Source organism: Pseudomonas sp. A-1 (assembly GCF_004801855.1).
In the GTDB taxonomy this organism is placed as follows: domain Bacteria; phylum Pseudomonadota; class Gammaproteobacteria; order Pseudomonadales; family Pseudomonadaceae; genus Geopseudomonas.
Genome location: NZ_SSTC01000004.1, coordinates 42,969 through 58,536 on the forward strand (window position 1 = coordinate 42,969; position 15,568 = coordinate 58,536).

Annotated in this window: 14 protein-coding genes; 7 read left to right on the forward strand and 7 right to left on the reverse strand. The window is 70.0% G+C overall.

The annotated features are described in order from the left end of the window. From E5198_RS01840 to E5198_RS21880, 3 genes are read right to left on the reverse strand one after another with little or no spacing between them, the layout of a single operon-like run. Positions 1 to 681, reverse strand: a complete 681-nt coding sequence (locus E5198_RS01840) for a GNAT family N-acetyltransferase (protein WP_136488314.1) — start codon at positions 679 to 681, stop codon at positions 1 to 3. A 13-nt stretch (positions 682 to 694) separates the two neighbouring features. Further along, on the reverse strand, positions 695 to 1,147 hold the full coding sequence (locus tag E5198_RS01845) for a GNAT family N-acetyltransferase (RefSeq protein WP_136488315.1): 453 nt from the start codon (positions 1,145 to 1,147) through the stop codon (positions 695 to 697). A 45-nt stretch (positions 1,148 to 1,192) separates the two neighbouring features. Further along, the gene (locus E5198_RS21880; protein ID WP_136488316.1) at positions 1,193 to 1,282 is read right to left on the reverse strand and encodes an FMN-binding negative transcriptional regulator; all 90 of its coding nucleotides are present in this window, start codon (positions 1,280 to 1,282) and stop codon (positions 1,193 to 1,195) included. Between the two features lie 92 nt (positions 1,283 to 1,374). Between E5198_RS21880 and E5198_RS01855 the strand changes: the two genes are divergently transcribed. Then, complete coding sequence (locus E5198_RS01855; protein ID WP_136488317.1) at positions 1,375 to 2,844, forward strand: PLP-dependent aminotransferase family protein; 1,470 nt, start codon at positions 1,375 to 1,377, stop codon at positions 2,842 to 2,844. A 21-nt stretch (positions 2,845 to 2,865) separates the two neighbouring features. On the opposite strand, the gene E5198_RS01860 is transcribed toward E5198_RS01855, so the two are convergent. Continuing rightward, positions 2,866 to 3,642, reverse strand: a complete 777-nt coding sequence (locus E5198_RS01860; protein ID WP_136488318.1) for an IclR family transcriptional regulator — start codon at positions 3,640 to 3,642, stop codon at positions 2,866 to 2,868. A gap of 147 nt (positions 3,643 to 3,789) precedes the next feature. Between E5198_RS01860 and E5198_RS01865 the strand changes: the two genes are divergently transcribed. The 3 genes from E5198_RS01865 (at position 3,790) to fahA (ending at position 7,058) form a co-directional block, all read left to right on the forward strand. After that, entirely contained in the window at positions 3,790 to 4,341 is a 552-nt protein-coding gene (locus tag E5198_RS01865; RefSeq protein ID WP_136488319.1) for a VOC family protein, read from the forward strand. Positions 4,342 to 4,436: 95 nt separating this feature from the next. Beyond that, positions 4,437 to 5,741 carry a homogentisate 1,2-dioxygenase gene (gene hmgA, locus E5198_RS01870; RefSeq protein ID WP_136488358.1) on the forward strand — a complete coding sequence of 435 codons (1,305 nt, stop codon included), beginning with the start codon at positions 4,437 to 4,439 and terminating at the stop codon, positions 5,739 to 5,741. A 3-nt stretch (positions 5,742 to 5,744) separates the two neighbouring features. Next, positions 5,745 to 7,058: a fumarylacetoacetase gene (fahA, locus tag E5198_RS01875; protein ID WP_136488320.1), complete on the forward strand. Its 1,314-nt coding sequence runs from the start codon at positions 5,745 to 5,747 to the stop codon at positions 7,056 to 7,058. Positions 7,059 to 7,315: 257 nt separating this feature from the next. Here fahA and E5198_RS01880 read toward each other — a convergent pair whose 3' ends face one another. Then, positions 7,316 to 8,050: an OmpP1/FadL family transporter gene (locus tag E5198_RS01880; RefSeq protein WP_168772454.1), complete on the reverse strand. Its 735-nt coding sequence runs from the start codon at positions 8,048 to 8,050 to the stop codon at positions 7,316 to 7,318. Positions 8,051 to 8,268: 218 nt separating this feature from the next. After that, a complete protein-coding gene (ycaC, locus tag E5198_RS01885) occupies positions 8,269 to 8,895 on the reverse strand; it encodes an isochorismate family cysteine hydrolase YcaC (protein WP_136488322.1) in 627 nt (208 codons plus the stop codon). 274 nt (positions 8,896 to 9,169) lie between these two features. On the opposite strand from ycaC, the gene E5198_RS01890 reads away from it, so the two are divergent. Together E5198_RS01890 and E5198_RS01895 are read left to right on the forward strand one after the other, a co-directional pair. Further along, on the forward strand, positions 9,170 to 9,859 hold the full coding sequence (locus tag E5198_RS01890) for an OmpA family protein (RefSeq protein ID WP_136488323.1): 690 nt from the start codon (positions 9,170 to 9,172) through the stop codon (positions 9,857 to 9,859). Positions 9,860 to 10,189: 330 nt separating this feature from the next. After that, positions 10,190 to 11,308 (forward strand): hypothetical protein, encoded by a 1,119-nt coding sequence (locus tag E5198_RS01895; protein WP_178084034.1) that lies wholly within the window; start codon positions 10,190 to 10,192, stop codon positions 11,306 to 11,308. Between the two features lie 39 nt (positions 11,309 to 11,347). Here E5198_RS01895 and E5198_RS01900 read toward each other — a convergent pair whose 3' ends face one another. Further along, positions 11,348 to 11,803, reverse strand: coding sequence for an Lrp/AsnC family transcriptional regulator (locus tag E5198_RS01900; protein ID WP_136488324.1), 456 nt, complete (start codon positions 11,801 to 11,803; stop codon positions 11,348 to 11,350). 136 nt (positions 11,804 to 11,939) lie between these two features. On the opposite strand from E5198_RS01900, the gene E5198_RS01905 reads away from it, so the two are divergent. Then, complete coding sequence (locus tag E5198_RS01905; RefSeq protein ID WP_136488325.1) at positions 11,940 to 15,545, forward strand: indolepyruvate ferredoxin oxidoreductase family protein; 3,606 nt, start codon at positions 11,940 to 11,942, stop codon at positions 15,543 to 15,545. Positions 15,546 to 15,568 lie beyond the last annotated feature (23 nt).

The following is a 15,568-nucleotide window of genomic DNA, read 5'->3' on the forward strand; positions in this document are numbered from 1 at the left end:
TCACTCCCTGCGCAGCTCCTCCAGCCGCCGCCGTTGCCGCCCCTCGGCATCGAAGTTTTCCGCCGCCAGCCAGCGCTCCAGAGCCGCCCGCCGGGCCGGCCACTGGTGGTCGAGCAAGGCATGCCAGGCGGTGTCACGGCTGCGCCCCTTGACCACCATGTGCTGGCGAAACAGGCCCTCCGCGACGAAGCCCAGGCGCTCGGCAGCGCGCAGCGAACGCACGTTCTGCGCATCGCACTTCCACTCCAGGCGCCGGTAGCCCAGCGCGAAGACCAGCCGCATCAGCAGATAGACCGCCTCGCTGGCGCCCGGCGTGCGCTGCAGGGCGGGGCCGAACAGCACGTGGCCGATCTCGATGCAGCCGTGGGCCGGGGTGATGCGCATCAGGGCGAGTTGGCCGACCACGCGGCCGTCGGCGTGCTCGCGCACGGCGAAGAAAAGCGGATCACGGCCGGCGGCCCGCTCCGCCAGCCAGGCGTCGAAGGCGTCACGTGCGGCGAACGGACCGTAGGCCATGTACTGCCACTGCTGCGGATCCGCGTGCGGTCCGTGCAGTGCCGTCCACAGCTCGCCGGCGTGGCGCGCCGCGTCGAGCGGTTCGAGGCTGACGAAGCGTCCGGCCAGCGGGGCGTGCTGCGGCACGGGACAGGGCTGCCAGTGGCTGAGGTCGGTGTCGGTCACGGCCACGTCTCCTTCACAGCAGCTGGCGGTACTGGATGAAGCCGGAACGCTCGGCCAGGCGGTCGTAGAGCTGGCGGCCCGGGTAGTTGGTTTCCTGGGTCAGCCAGTGCACGCGGCTGGCGCCAGCGGCCACGGCCTGGGCGCGCACGTGCTCGATCAGCGCGCGGCCGATGCCGCCGCCGCGCTGGCCCTCGGCCACGTACAGGTCCTGCAGGTAGCAGTAGTCGCCCGGCGTCCAGCACGAGCGATGGAAGATCCAGTGCACCAGGCCCACGGCCACGCCGTCGCGCCAGGCGAGGGCGGCATGCATGGGCTCGGCCGGGTCGAGGAAGCGCTGCCAGGTGACGGCGCTGGTCGCGGCGGGGAGTTCGGTGTCGTAGAAGCGCTGGTAGGCCTGCCAGAGTGGCAGCCAGGCGGCGTGATCGGCGGCGTCGAGCGGGCGGATGACGAGCGGTGTGCTGGACATGCGGGTTCCTTTGCGTGGTGGGTCAGTCGGTGGCCATGGATGCGGTCAGTCCGCGCCAGTGGCCAAACGGCTGGCGGCGATCTGCCGGTGCAGCTCGACGAGATCGGTCTGCCTGAAGGCGGGGGGCAGGTACATAGCGGTGGCTCTTGCGGGGGGATGCAGCCATCCTGAACGGAATATTGGTCTGCTGTAAGATCCATTTACTGTCACTTTCATGGAGCCAATCCATGTCGCTCCCGCCGCTGCCGGTCGATCTTTCCGGCATCCAGCTCGATCCGCGCCAGGGCCTCGCCCGCCAGCTGTACCAGACCCTGCGCGAGCGCATCCTCGACGGCCGCCTGCCCGCTGGCGCGCGTCTGCCGGCCAGCCGCGAGCTGGCCGCCCTGCTCGGCCTGTCGCGCAATACCGTGATCCGTGCCTTCGACCAGCTGTACGCCGAGGGTTATGTCGAGGGGCGGGTCGGTGCCGGCACCTACGTCGCCGAACTGGCCGGCGTGGTGCGGCCGGTCAGCATGCCCGCCGGCGACCCGGCCGCGACCCCGGCGCTGCAGCAGCTGGCCGCGCATCACCTGCCCGCACCGCCACCAGACGCGCCGCGCGCCTTCCGCGTGGGCGTACCGGCCTTCGACCTGTTTCCCTTCGAGACCTGGGCCCGGCTGTCGGCGCGCTTCTGGCGCAAGCCGTCGCCGGCGCGCCTGGGCTACGGCGACCCGGCCGGCGAGGCATCGCTGCGCGAGCTGATCGCCGCCTATCTGCGCAGCAGCCGCGGCCTGCACTGCGATCCGGCGCAGATCGTGATCACCTGCGGCGCCCAGCAGGGCATCAGCCTGTGCGCGCAGCTGCTGGTCCGCCCCGGCGAGCGGGTGGCGGTCGAGGACCCCGGCTACCGGGCCGCCGGCGAGGCCTTCGCCCTGGCCGGGGCGCACCTGCAGGGCATCGCCGTGGATGGCGAGGGGCTGGACACGCAGGCTCTGGAGCGGCTGGGGGATTGCCGGCTGGTCTACGTCACGCCGGCGCACCAGTACCCCACCGGCGTGACCCTGTCGCTGGCGCGGCGCCTGCAGCTGCTGGAGTGGGCCGAGCGGAACGACAGCTGGATCGTCGAGGACGACTACGACGGCGAATACCGCTACAGCGGCGCCCCTCTGGCGCCGCTGGCGGCCCTCGACCGTAGCGGCCGGGTGATCTACGTCGGCACCTTCGGCAAGATCGCCTTTCCCGCCCTGCGGCTCGGCTATCTGGTGCTACCGCCGGCGCTGGCGCAGCCGTTTGCGCGCCGCCGCGCCCTGGACATGCGCCATTCCGAAATCGGCACCCAGGCGGTGATGGCCGAGTTCATCGCCGCCGGACACTTCCAGCGGCATATCCGCCGCATGCGTGCGGCGGCGCGGAGCCGCCGCGATGCCCTGCTGGCCGGCTGGCCCGAGAACGTGCCCGGCTGCGCGCCGCTGCCGGCGGTGGAGGCCGGCCTGCACCTGTGCGTGCGGCTCGACAGTCTGGCCCGCGAGCGTGCGCTGCTCGCCGCCGCGCAGCGGGTCGGGGTCGAGCTGAACGGCCTGAGCCGCTACTGGCTGCCCGGCGGCGACACGCCGGCGGATGCCCGGGCCGGCCTGGTCCTGGGCTTCGCCGCCGTCCCCGAGGCCGACATCGCCCATGCCCTGCTGGCCCTGCGCCAGGCCTGGGGTGCGGGGCCATAGACGAGAGAAAGACCAGGCCCCCTACCCGCCCATCCGCGCACTGATCTCCCGGGCCACCGCCAGCAGCCGCTCGGCCTGCGCACCCTCGGGATCGGCGGCGAAGCCCGGCGCGGTGCCGACCACGGTGATCACCCCGGCCAGCTTGCCGCCCGCCGCGAACAGCGGCGCCGACAGCGCGTTCACCCCCGACATCAGCAGCCCGTGCACGTGGTGCAGGCCGCGGGCGCGGATCTGCGCGCGCAGCGCCTCCAGCTCGCTGGTACTCGGCGCGCCCGGCTCGGCCAGCGCCTGGGCCTGCAGCGCGGCGCTCTCCACCGCCGGCAGGAAGGCGTCGAACACCAGGCCGGTCGATGAGCCCAGCAGCGGCAGCACCGAGCCCACCTGGGTGACCACGGTCACCGCGCGCACCGCCTGCTCGACGTGCACCACGGTCGGCCCCTTGTTGCCCCACACGGCGAGGAAGCAGGTCTCGTTGAGCGCGTCGCGCAGCTCGACCAGGCGCGGCAGCGCCACCTTGGTCACGTCCAGGCGGCCGATGGCGGCCAGGCCGACGAACAGCGCCTCGCGGCCCAGGCCGTAGTGGCCGGTGCTCTCGTCCTGCTCGGCGAAGCCGCTGGCGATCAGCGCCTGCAGGTAGCGGTGCACCTTGCTCGCCGGCATGCCGACGTGTTCGGCCAGGCGCGACAGCGAGGTGGCCGGCGCCAGTTCGGCCAGGCCCTTGAGGATGTCGGTGCCGACCTCGGCGGATTGCACCTTCTGCCGCCGCGGCGCCGCGGCGCGCTCGGTATCGCTGGTCATGGTCCTTCCTGTGCGTGGCGATGGATGGCGAATTCTACGCTTGACGCTCTCCGACACGCGAGTTACGTTTTGCGTAAGTTGATTACGAATAACAAAACGCGCGTTCGCCAGCGAGCCCGCACCGACCACCGAGAAAGGGAGACCGTCATGAATCCGATCGTGCAGAAAATCCATCACGTGGCCTACCGCTGCAAGGACGCGCTGGAAACCGCCCGCTGGTACGAGCAGCACCTGGGCATGCAGCTGATCCTGTCCATCGCCGAGGACGCCGTGCCGTCGACCGGCGAGGCCGATCCGTACATGCACATCTTCCTCGACGCCGGCATGGGCAACGTGCTGGCGTTCTTCGAGCTGCCGACCCAGCCGGAGATGGGCCGCGACCCCAACACCCCGGTATGGACCCAGCACCTGGCCCTGCAGGTCGAGTCCATGGAGGTGCTGCTGGCCGCCAAGGCGCGCCTGGAGTCCGCCGGGATCAAGGTCATCGGCCCGACCGACCATGCGCTGTTCCAGTCGATCTACTTCTTCGACCCCAACGGCCACCGCCTGGAGCTGGCCGCCAACACCGGCTCGCCGAAGATGCTCGCGGCGCTGGATGAAGTGAAGTGGGCCATGCTCGAGGAGTGGGCGCAGACCAAGCGCGCGCCCAAGCACGCAGCCTGGATGCACGACGGCAGCTACAAGGAGATGTTCCAGTAAGGCTTTCGCAAACCCTGCGCTTGACGCCCAAACGGCGCCATGATTACGCTTATCAAAATAAACTTACGCAAATAACAACAAGCACCCCGATGCCTATGCACGCACAACAATCCCCCGAAGCCCTGACCTACCTGGCGGGCTTCGGCAACGAGTTCGCCAGCGAGGCGCTGCCCGGCGCCCTGCCGGTCGGTCAGAACTCGCCGCAGAAGGTGCCCTACGGCCTGTACGCCGAGCAGTTGTCCGGCACCGCCTTCACCGTGCCGCGCAGCGAGGCGCGGCGTACCTGGATGTACCGCATCCGCCCGTCCGCCGCCCACGGCCGCTTCGAGCGCCTGGAGCGGCAGATCGCCGGCAACCGCCTCGGCCCGGTCAACCCCAACCGCCTGCGCTGGAGCCCGCTGGAGATCCCGCAGGTGCCGACCGACTTCGTCGACGGCCTGGTCGCCCTGGCCGCCAACGCCCCCGCCGAATCCACCAGCGGCATCAGCGTCTACCTGTACGCCGCCAGCGCCTCGATGCAGCGGGTGTTCTTCGACGCCGACGGCGAGCTGCTGATCGTCCCCCAGGCCGGCCGCCTGCGCATCGCCACCGAGCTGGGGCTGCTCGACGTCGAGCCGCTGGAGATCGCGGTGATCCCGCGCGGCCTGAAGTTCCGCGTCGAACTGCTGGATGATTCGGCGCGCGGCTACGTCTGCGAGAACCACGGCTGCGCCCTGCGCCTGCCCGACCTCGGCCCGATCGGCAGCAACGGCCTGGCCAACCCGCGCGACTTCCTCGCCCCGGTCGCCCGCTACGAGGACAGCGACGTGGCGGTGACGCTGGTGCAGAAGTTCTGCGGCGAACTGTGGGCCACCGAGCTGGACCACTCGCCGCTCGACGTGGTCGCCTGGCACGGCAACCTGGTGCCCTGCAAGTACGACCTGCGCCGCTTCAACACCATCGGCACGGTCAGCTACGACCACCCGGACCCGTCGATCTTCACCGTGCTGACCGCGCCGAGCGACACCCCCGGCAAGGCCAACGTCGACTTCGTGATCTTCCCGCCGCGCTGGATGGTGGCCGAGAGCACCTTCCGCCCGCCGTGGTTCCACCGCAACCTGATGAACGAGTTCATGGGCCTGATCCAGGGCGTCTACGACGCCAAGGCCGAGGGCTTCGTGCCCGGCGGCGCCTCGCTGCACAACTGCATGAGCGCCCACGGCCCGGACAACGCCACCACCGCCCAGGCCATCGCCGCCGAACTCAAGCCGCACAAGATCGACAACACCATGGCCTTCATGTTCGAGAGCGGCCAGGTACTGCGCCCGACCCAATACGCCCTGGAATGCCCGCAGCTGCAGAAGGACTACGATTCCTGCTGGGCCGGCATGGCCAAGACCTTCACCCCGGAGGGGAACTGATTGATGAGCAACGCAGCCAACCGCAACAGCTGGATCGCCTCGGCCAACGGCCACGCCGACTTCCCCCTGCAGAACCTGCCGCTGGGCATCTTCAGCCCGCAGGGCCAGGCGCCGCGCGGCGGCGTGGCCATCGGCGAGCGCATCCTCGACCTCAAGGTCGCCTGCGAGGCCGGCCTGTTCGAGGGCGAGGCGAAAGCCGCCGCCGAGGCCGCCAGCGGCGACTGCCTGAACGCCTTCTTCGCCCTGGGCGCCCCGGCCCGCCGCGCCCTGCGCGCCGCGCTGAGCGAACTGCTCGCCGAAGGCTCGCCGGCACAGGCGCAGATGGAGGCCCTCGGCGACGCCCTGCTGCCGGCCATGGCCGCCTGCCAGCTGCAGCTGCCGGCCAAGGTCGGCGACTACACCGACTTCTACGTCGGCATCCACCACGCCAACAACGTCGGCCGCCTGTTCCGCCCGGACAACCCGCTGCTGCCCAACTACAAGCACGTGCCGATCGGCTACCACGGCCGCGCCTCCACCGTGTGCGTCTCCGGCACCCCTGTGCGCCGCCCGCTGGGCCAGACCCTGCCGCCGGGCCAGGAAGCGCCGAGCTTCGGCCCGAGCAAGCGCCTGGACTACGAGCTGGAACTGGGCATCTGGATCGGTGAGGGCAACGCGATGGGCGAGGCCATCGCCATCGGCGAGGCCGGCGAGCACGTGGCCGGCTTCTGCCTGCTCAACGACTGGTCGGCGCGCGACGTGCAGGCCTGGGAATACCAGCCGCTCGGCCCGTTCCTGGCCAAGAACTTCGCCTCCACGGTGTCGGCCTGGGTGGTGATGCCCGAAGCCCTGGAGCCGTTCCGCACCGCCCAGCCGGCGCGCCCGGACGGCGATCCGCAGCCGCTGCCCTACCTGCTGGACGCCCAGGACCAGGCCCGCGGCGCCTTCGACATCGAGCTGGAAGTGCTGCTGCTCACCGCCGCCATGCGCGAGCAGGGCCTGGCCCCGCAGCGCCTGGCGCTGAGCAACACCCGCCACATGTACTGGACCGTGGCGCAGATGGTCGCCCATCACAGCGTCGGCGGCTGCAAGCTGCAGCCCGGCGACCTGTTCGGCTCCGGCACCCTGTCCGGCCCGGAGCCCAGCCAGTTCGGCAGCCTGCTGGAGAGCACCTTCGGCGGCAAGCAGCCGCTGACGCTCGCCAGCGGCGAGACCCGCACCTTCCTCGAGGACGGCGACGAGGTGATCCTGCGCGCCCGCTGCCGCCGCGAGGGCCAGCCCTCGATCGGCTTCGGCGAATGCCGCGGCGTGCTGCTGCCGGCGCGCAGCGGCGCCTGACCCACCGCGGCTGGCCATCCGGAGGAGAATCCTGCGCGTTTTTCCTCTGCGCGCCCTGCCGGGCATCCGCCCGTGTCCAGCCGCTCCATCTCCAAGGCGGAGGGATTTCAGTCCTGCCCTTCGCCCTTCGCGTGGCCCTTGCGGCCACGCTTTTTTATTCGCCCCCCTGCCCCCGGCAATGAGCCGCCCCGCCAGCGGAGCCCGACGCCAGGCCAGCCGGTGGCGCGCATCCCGCTGTCGCCACCGTGCAGGAGGCTTCAGTAACGCCAGGTCACGGACCAGGTCAGGGTATGGAAGTAGGCATTGGCAAACTCGTCGGAGATGCCGAAACGCCCGGTTCTTTCCGCGCCGCCCTGGATCCCCGGCATGTCGCCCACCCGGGTGAAGGCATAGTTGAAGTTGAGTTCGGTGTTCCGGTCGTAGGCATAGCTGAGCCCCGACGCCAGGCGCCAGGTGGGCGCCATGGAGGCGGAGAAGGCCCGGCTGCCGTCGGTCAGCGCAGAGGTCTCGTAGCCCACCCCTGCCTGCAGAAGCAGTTTCGGGCTGGGCCGGTACTGGGTGCCGATGGCCAGGTGCCAGGTGTCGCGGTAGTTGCGCCTGGCCGCAACGGCGCTCGCAGTGGCGGCATCCCACTCGACACCGGTTCGGCTGTACGCCGACCAGTCCTGCCAGCCGGCGCTGATCTGCACGACCCACTGCTCGCCCAGGGCCTGGTGCAGGCTGAGGGTCGCCGCCTGCGGCAGGTTCATGTCGGGCATCGGGGCGCTGCTCAGGCCGCGCGCATCCAGCAGGCTCGCTCGAGCCAGCGGCGGGTTGTCGGCACCCTGCTCGCCCGCCACCGGGAAGCTGTAGAACAGGCCGATGCGGGTGTCCTCGCGCAGCTGGTAGACCAGGCCGAGGTCGTCAGCGGCGGACGAGGGGGAGGACACGATGCTCCCGGCATTGGCCACGCCGGGGGTGGTCAGGCAGAGCAGGCTGCCTAACAGGGCCATGGGGTATCGCGGAGTGTACATGGTGGCTTACCTGCGCAGCGTCTCTGCTCGCAAGCCCTGCGCTTGCGCTGCGAAGCGGCAGGGCAACTACAGGGTGGTAAAGCACCTTATCTACTCTAGGCGAAGACCTGCGCAGGCACCGACTCCGCGCGCCCCGGCCGACAAAATACCGCCGGTCGACCGGCCGCACGCCCCTCCCCGGAGCGAAGCGGCCCGAACTACTTGCCCGCGGTGAAGGCCGCATGGCTGTTGATCAGGTTGCGGTAGTCCGGAATGTGGCTGGAGAACAGCGCCGCCAGTCCCTCGACGTCGTTGCGCCAGTCGCGATGCAGCTCGCAGGCCACGCCGAACCAGGTCATCAGCTGCGCCCCGGCTGCCGCCATGCGCTGCCAGGCCGCCTGTCGGGTCACCTCGTTGAAGGTACCGGAGGCATCGGCGACCACGAACACCTCGAAGCCCTCGGCGAGGGCCGACAGTGCCGGGAAGGCCACGCACACCTCGGTCACCACCCCGGCGAGGATCAGTTGCCGGCGGCCGGTCGCCTTGACCGCCCTGACGAAGTCCTCGTTGTCCCAGGCATTGATCTGGCCCGGCCGGGCGATGTAGGGCGCGTCGGGGAACTGCGCCTTCAGCTCCGGCACCAGCGGGCCGTTGGGGCCGCTCTCGAAGCTGGTGGTGAGGATGGTCGGCAGCTTGAAGTAGGCGGCCAGATCGGCCAGCGCCAGCACGTTGTTCTTGAAACGGTCCGGGTCGTGGTCGCGGACCAGCGACAACAGGCCGGTCTGGTGATCCACCAGCAGGACGGCGGCCTGCCTGCTGTCGAGACGCGAGTAGGGAGTGCTCATGCTGATCTCCTGACGAGGGCGGGATTGCAGGAGTTCGCTCGGCCGGTGGCACCGGAGTGGGCGAACAAACACTCACGTTAGGTCAGGATCCGCGCGGCATGGCCACTGGACACGGCCATTCGTCAGAAGGTCCGCCGCGGCCTGCGCCATCCGCGGCGCCGGGCGGCTCGTCATTTTGACAACCCCACATCCGGTGCAAGACTTGCTGCATTGCTCAGCCCGTTACGGCCGGCAAGACAAGTAGTACCTCCCGTTCCATCGAGGAGAACTGGCAATGCATATCGCAAGAACAGCTGTACCCCTGGTACTGGCCAGCAGCCTGCTCACAGGCTGTGCCGGGCTGGTCCAGAGCGACTGGCCGCCCTGTGCGGCCGTCGGCGGTGTCACCGGCGCGGCCCTGGGCGCCATCGAAAGCGCGGAATGGGCGGCCGGCGGCCTGGGCATCGGCGCCCTCACCGGCGCGGCCTACTGCTGGGTACGCGGCGACGCCGACGGCGATGGCGTGGTGAACAAGGAAGACAAGTGCCCCGACACGCCGAAGGGCACTCCGGTGGACGCCACCGGCTGCCCGCAACCGGTCGCCGCCGCTCCCGCACCGGAGCCGATGCCCGCCGCCCCGGTACGCGTGGAGCTGGACGTCAAGTTCGACTTCAACAAGTCCGAGGTCAAGGAAGGCAGCAAGGTCGACATCAAGGCAGTGGCCGACTTCATGCGCGAGTATCCGCAGACCACCACCACCGTCGAAGGCCATACCGACTCGGTCGGCCCCGACGCCTACAACCAGCGGCTGTCCGAGCGGCGCGCCAACGCCGTGCGCGACGTGCTGGTCAACGAGTACGGCGTGGCGGCCGACCGCGTCGACGCTGTCGGCTACGGCGAAAGCCGCCCGGTGGCCGACAACGCCACTCCGGAAGGACGGGCTATCAACCGCCGAGTGGAGGCGGAGGTAGAGGCCCGGCAATAGACACTCGCCGATCTCCCGGGGGGTGGCCGCAACGCCCCCCGGCTACCGCCTTGCCGCCGGCCACGGCCGCCTTCGCCGCCCGCCCCGACCGTTCGCCGGAGAATGCTCCGCCGCAGTGCTGCGTCACCTAGACTTGAGGAACGGTCGCGGACGCGCAGGACGTTCCGCTGGCGAGGCTGGCAAATCTGCGAAGGCTCCGCATGCAGTTTGCGAGGAGGGAAAGCGCAGCCCCTTGTGGTCTGCGGAGCAGGCAGTTCGTGCATGAACAGCCCTGCGAACCCGGTTGCGAGAACTCCGCTGACGAGCGGGCAGGCGCCGGCGAGTCGGTTCATGGCCCCGGCGACCCCGCTGCTGTGCGCCCTGATCGTCGTCCTGCTGACGGCGCTGAGCGGCTGCGCCACTCGCGAGCCGCCACCCCCTCCCCCGCCTGCGGTGGTGGTTCCGCAAAGCACCTGGATGCAGATCGACGGCGACATTGCTGCCGCGTCGCTGGACGCCCGGGCGCAGTCCTCGGATTACGCCCGCGACGTCATGCAGCGCTGGCGGGAGCGCATCTACCAGCGCACCGACGAAGCGTTCATTCCCTGGTTTTCCGGCTACTGGACCCGCCAATGGCTGTCCATGAAGGTGACCTGGTACAAGCTGAACGCCGGGGGAGAAAGGGACCCGACGGTCGAGCGTCTGGCTGCCTATCTGCAGGAGCAATACCACGACCGCGTGCTGGCCCCCGTCGCCCGGGAGATCAACCCCGACTGGATCACGGGACAGACGGTGCAACTCTACATCCGCCTGCTCCGCGAACACCTGCAGGGCATGCCGCCACGCTACGGCGTTCCCCTGGACCAGTTCGACGGCCACCTCCAGGAGATTCCCGCCATCGCGCTGGCACCGCCCCCCGCCCACAACGCGTCGCTCTACCAGCTTGCCCGCGCCGAACCCATCGACGGCCAGCCGGCCTATGCGGCCCTGGTCGCTCGCCTGCACAGCACGCCCGGACGCTCCGGCGACTGGACGACCGATGCCGGCATATCCTCCGTGGCGCGGCAAACCAGTGAAACGCTGGTGACCGAACTCACCACCCGGAGTGTCGCAGGCGCCATCTCGGCAGCGGTCGGACGGGTGGCAGGCATGCTGATTTCCCTGGGCACGACGGGCTTCACCGCCATGCTGCGCGAAAAACAGCGTCCGGAAATGGAGAACCAGCTGCGCCAGAACCTGCACGCCACCTTCGACGAGGAATGGCTCGATCTGCTGCACAACCCCGAGACCGGTGTGCTGGCCGGGGTCAACCACATCTCCGGACAGATCGAGAGCAGCCTCGCCGAGCGCGCCATGCAGCCGCTGCGGGATGAGGAGCCGCCAGCGCTGGCCGCGCCCGAGCGGGAGGCGCAACCTCCGCAGCCGCAAGCCGAAGAGGGGAACGAGGACGCCTCGTATCGGCTGTGGTAGCACGCGCCGCGCACCGATCCGGCCACAGCCACCTGCACCTCACAGCGGCAGGCTCACCTCGTCCTTCACCTCGCGCAGCACCACGCTGGTGTGCACGCTGGCCACCCCGGGCAGGCGGAAGATGCGCTGCTGCAGTACCTCGTCGTAGGCCTTGATGTCGCTGGTGACCACCTTGATCAGGTAGTCGGCCTTGCCGGTGGTGGCGTAGCAGGCGACGATCTCCGGGGTGGCGGCCACCGCCGCCTCGAACTCGGCAGTGACGTCGCCGGCGTGGCGGCTCAGCGCCACCTCGGCGAACACGCAGTTCTGCAGGCCGACCTTCTCGCGATCCACCAGCACCGTGTAGCGGCGGATCACCCCCTCCTCCTCCAGTTCCTTGATGCGCCGCCAGCAGGGCGTGGTCGACAGGCCGACCCGCTCGGCGAGCTGCTGCATGGTCTGCCGGGCATCGCGCTGCAACTCGCGGAGCAGCTGGCGGGCGAACTTGTCGAGCATGGTATTCTCCTTTTGCCGATATGGCGATTCATTTTTTCTCGAATCTACCGCCATGCAGGGAAAAAGAGAAACAAAAAACCGCCTGCGCTGGGGAACACTATTCGCCACAGAACAACACCCTCGCAGGACAACAACAATGACCCATGCGACCGAGCGCGCCAGCACCGTGCAGCTGCGCAGCGACTACCGCCTGAGCGACAGCCTCGAAGCCACCAGCGGCCAGATCTTCCTCACCGGCACCCAGGCCCTGGTCCGTCTGCCGCTGATGCAGCGCGCCCTCGACCGCGCGCGCGGCCTCAACAGCGCCGGCTTCATCAGCGGCTACCGCGGCTCGCCGCTGGGCATGGTCGACCAGGCGCTGTGGAAGGCCAAGCGCCTGCTGGCCGACAACCAGATCGAATTCCTCCCCGCGATCAACGAAGAACTGGGCGGCACCGCGGTGCTCGGCACCCAGCAGGTCGAGTCCGATCCCGCGCGCACCGTCGACGGCGTGTTCGCCTACTGGTACGGCAAGGGTCCGGGCGTCGACCGCGCCGGCGATGCCCTCAAGCACGGCCACGCCTACGGCTCCTCGCCCAACGGCGGCGTGCTGATCGTCGCCGGCGACGACCACGGCTGCGTGTCCTCCTCCATGCCGCACCAGAGCGACCTGGCCTTCCAGGCCTGGAGCGTGCCGACCGTTTCCCCGGCGACCATCGCCGAATACCTGGAGTTCGGCCTGTACGGCTGGGCGCTGTCGCGCTTCTCCGGCGCCTGGGTCGGCTTCACCGCGCTGTCCGAGGTGGTGGAAAGCGGCTCGACCGTCGACCTGGACCGCATCCAGACCCGCTTCGACGCTCCGGTGGACTACACCCCGCCGGCCGGCGGCCTGCACTATCGCTGGCCGGACCTGCCCTCGCTGCAGCTCGAAGCCCGCCAGGCCGACAAGCTCGACGCGGTGCGCGCCTTCGCCAAGGCCAACAGCATCGACAAGACCATCGTCGCCTGCGAGCAGGCGCGCTTCGGCATCGTCACCTGCGGCAAGGCGCACCTCGACTTCCTCGAGTGCCTGCGCCGCCTCGACATCGGCCTCGACGACCTGGCTCGCGCCGGCATCCGCGTCTACAAGATCGGCCTGTCCTTCCCCATCGAGCCGAACCGCGCGCTGGACTTCGTCAAGGGTCTGGAAGAGGTGCTGGTGATCGAGGAGAAGGCGCCGGTGATCGAGCGCCAGCTGCGCGAGCTGCTCTACAACCAGCCGAGCGAGCTGCGCCCGCGCCTGCTCGGCAAGCAGGATGCCGCCGGCAAGCCGCTGCTCTCCGCGCTCGGCGAACTGCGCCCGTCGCGCATCATGCCGGTGCTGGCCGACTGGCTGGCGCGGCAGACCACCGGCCTCGACCGCCGCCACCTGGTTCGCGACTTCACCGCGCCGTCGCAGCTGAGCAACCTGGCCGACGCCGTGCGCCGCTCGCCGTACTTCTGCTCCGGCTGCCCGCACAACAGCTCGACCAAGGTGCCGGAAGGCTCGCGCGCGCTGGCCGGCATCGGCTGCCACTTCATGGCCAACTGGATGGACCGCGAAACCAGCGGCCTGATCCAGATGGGCGGCGAAGGTGTCGACTGGGCCGCGCACTCGCGCTTCACCCAGGTGCCGCACGTGTTCCAGAACCTCGGCGACGGCACCTACTACCACTCCGGCTACCTGGCGATCCGCCAGTCGATCGCCGCCAAGGCCAACATCACCTACAAGATCCTGTTCAACGACGCGGTGGCCATGACCGGCGGCCAGCCGGTGGACGGCACCATCACCGTCGACGCCATCGCCCAGCAGGTCACTGCCGAGGGTGCGCGCAAGGTGGTGGTGCTCAGCGACGACATCGCCAAGTACGACAGCCAGCGCGACCGTTTCCCGGCCAGCACGGCCTTCCACCCGCGCGAGGATCTCGACAAGGTGCAGCGCGAGCTGCGCGAGACCTCCGGCGTCACCGTGCTGATCTACGAGCAGACCTGCGCCGCCGAGAAGCGCCGCCGCCGCAAGAAGGGCGAATTCCCCGACCCGGACCGCCGCCTGTTCATCAACCAGGCGGTCTGCGAAGGCTGCGGCGACTGCGGCGTGGCCTCCAACTGCCTGTCGCTGGTGCCGCTGGAAACCGAGCTGGGCCGCAAGCGCCAGCTCGACCAGTCGTCGTGCAACAAGGACTACTCCTGCGTCAACGGCTTCTGCCCGAGCTTCGTCTCGGTCAAGGGCGGCCGCGTGCGCAAGGGCGTCGGCGCCCTGCAGGGCGAGGCCGGCCAGCGCGCCCTGGCCGAACTGCTGAACAACCTGCCGCGCCCGGCGGCCCACGTCTGGAACGCGCCCTACGACCTCTTGGTCACCGGCGTCGGCGGCACCGGCGTGGTCACCGTCGGCGCGCTGATCAGCATGGCCGCCCACCTCGAATTCAAGTCGGCCAGCGTGCTCGACTTCATGGGCTTCGCCCAGAAGGGCGGCGCCGTGCTGTCCTTCGTGCGCCTGGCCGACGTGCCGGAGCGCCTCAACCAGGTGCGCATCGACACCCAGCAGGCCGACGCCCTGCTCGCCTGCGACCTGGTGGTGGCCGCCTCCAGCGATGCCCTGCAGAGCGTCAAGCACGGCCGCACCAAGGTGATCGCCAACCGCCACGTGCTGCCCACCGCCGAGTTCGTGCAGAACCCGGACGCCAACCTGCAGACCGAAGGGCTACTGGAGAAGATCCGCCACGCCGTCGGCGCAGCCGGCCTGGAGCTGTGCGACGCACAGAGCCTGGCCCAGCGCGCCCTGGGCGACAGCATCGGCGCCAACATCCTGCTGATGGGCTACGCCTGGCAGGCCGGGCTGATCCCGCTGAGCCTGGAGTCGCTGCAGCGCGCCATCGAGCTGAACGGCGTCGCCGTGCCGATGAACCTGGCCGCCTTCGGCCTCGGCCGTCTCGCCCGCGCCAACCCGCAGGGCCTGCGCCAGCTGCTCAGCCGCAGCGCCGAGGTGGAGGAGTTCCGCCTGATCGAGGACTTCGACGAGCTGGTCGCCCACCGCGTGCTGCTGCTCACCGACTACCAGAACGCCGCCTACGCCCGCCGCTTCCGCGCGCTGGTCGACGAAGTGGCGAGCGCCGAACGCGCCCTGCTCGGCAAGGACGCCAAGCTGCGCCTGAGCCCGGCGGTGGCGCGCGGCTACGCCAAGCTGATGGCCTACAAGGACGAGTACGAGGTGGCCCGCCTGTACAGCGACCCGGCGTTTCGCCAGCAGCTGGAAGCGCAGTTCGAGGGCGACTTCCGCCTGGAGTTCCACATGGCCCCGCCGCTGCTGTCGCGCCCGGGCGCGGACGGCCGCGCCCGCAAGATCACTATCGGTCCGTGGCTTGCCAAGGTCTTCCCGCTGCTGGCCAAGGCCAAGGGCCTGCGCGGCAGCGCGCTGGACCTGTTCGGCAAGACCGAGGAGCGGCGCATGGAGCGCCGGCTGATCGAGGAGTACGCCGCGCGCATCCGCGAGCTGCTGCCGCAGCTGAGCCAGGACAACCTCGACGCCGCCGTGCGCATCGCCGCGCTGGCCGAGGAGATCCGCGGCTACGGCCACGTCAAGCTGGCCAGCGTCGAGCGCGTCAGGGCTCGCGAGGCGCAGCTGCTGCACGCCTTCGCCCCGCAGCGCTACGCCAAGCCGCAGGCTCCCAAAGCGACGGCGGTCGAGGCGATGCCGGTGCAGGTGGTGCACATCCAGCCGGCGAGGGCCGAACAGAATCCCGCTTGAGGCAAAGTGGTCCGGGCACATTC

Excerpts from the sequence above, each read along its gene's own strand:
- E5198_RS01845 (WP_136488315.1), bottom strand. The coding sequence starts at position 1,147 with ATGTCCAGCACACCGCTCGTCATCCGCCCGCTCGACGCCGCCGATCAC.
- E5198_RS21880 (WP_136488316.1), bottom strand. The coding sequence starts at position 1,282 with ATGTACCTGCCCCCCGCCTTCAGGCAGACCGATCTCGTCGAGCTGCAC.
- E5198_RS01855 (WP_136488317.1), top strand. The coding sequence starts at position 1,375 with ATGTCGCTCCCGCCGCTGCCGGTCGATCTTTCCGGCATCCAGCTCGAT.
- E5198_RS01860 (WP_136488318.1), bottom strand. The coding sequence starts at position 3,642 with ATGACCAGCGATACCGAGCGCGCCGCGGCGCCGCGGCGGCAGAAGGTG.
- E5198_RS01865 (WP_136488319.1), top strand. The coding sequence starts at position 3,790 with ATGAATCCGATCGTGCAGAAAATCCATCACGTGGCCTACCGCTGCAAG.
- hmgA (WP_136488358.1), top strand. The coding sequence starts at position 4,437 with ATGCACGCACAACAATCCCCCGAAGCCCTGACCTACCTGGCGGGCTTC.
- fahA (WP_136488320.1), top strand. The coding sequence starts at position 5,745 with ATGAGCAACGCAGCCAACCGCAACAGCTGGATCGCCTCGGCCAACGGC.
- E5198_RS01880 (WP_168772454.1), bottom strand. The coding sequence starts at position 8,050 with ATGGCCCTGTTAGGCAGCCTGCTCTGCCTGACCACCCCCGGCGTGGCC.
- ycaC (WP_136488322.1), bottom strand. The coding sequence starts at position 8,895 with ATGAGCACTCCCTACTCGCGTCTCGACAGCAGGCAGGCCGCCGTCCTG.
- E5198_RS01890 (WP_136488323.1), top strand. The coding sequence starts at position 9,170 with ATGCATATCGCAAGAACAGCTGTACCCCTGGTACTGGCCAGCAGCCTG.
- E5198_RS01895 (WP_178084034.1), top strand. The coding sequence starts at position 10,190 with ATGGCCCCGGCGACCCCGCTGCTGTGCGCCCTGATCGTCGTCCTGCTG.
- E5198_RS01900 (WP_136488324.1), bottom strand. The coding sequence starts at position 11,803 with ATGCTCGACAAGTTCGCCCGCCAGCTGCTCCGCGAGTTGCAGCGCGAT.
- E5198_RS01905 (WP_136488325.1), top strand. The coding sequence starts at position 11,940 with ATGACCCATGCGACCGAGCGCGCCAGCACCGTGCAGCTGCGCAGCGAC.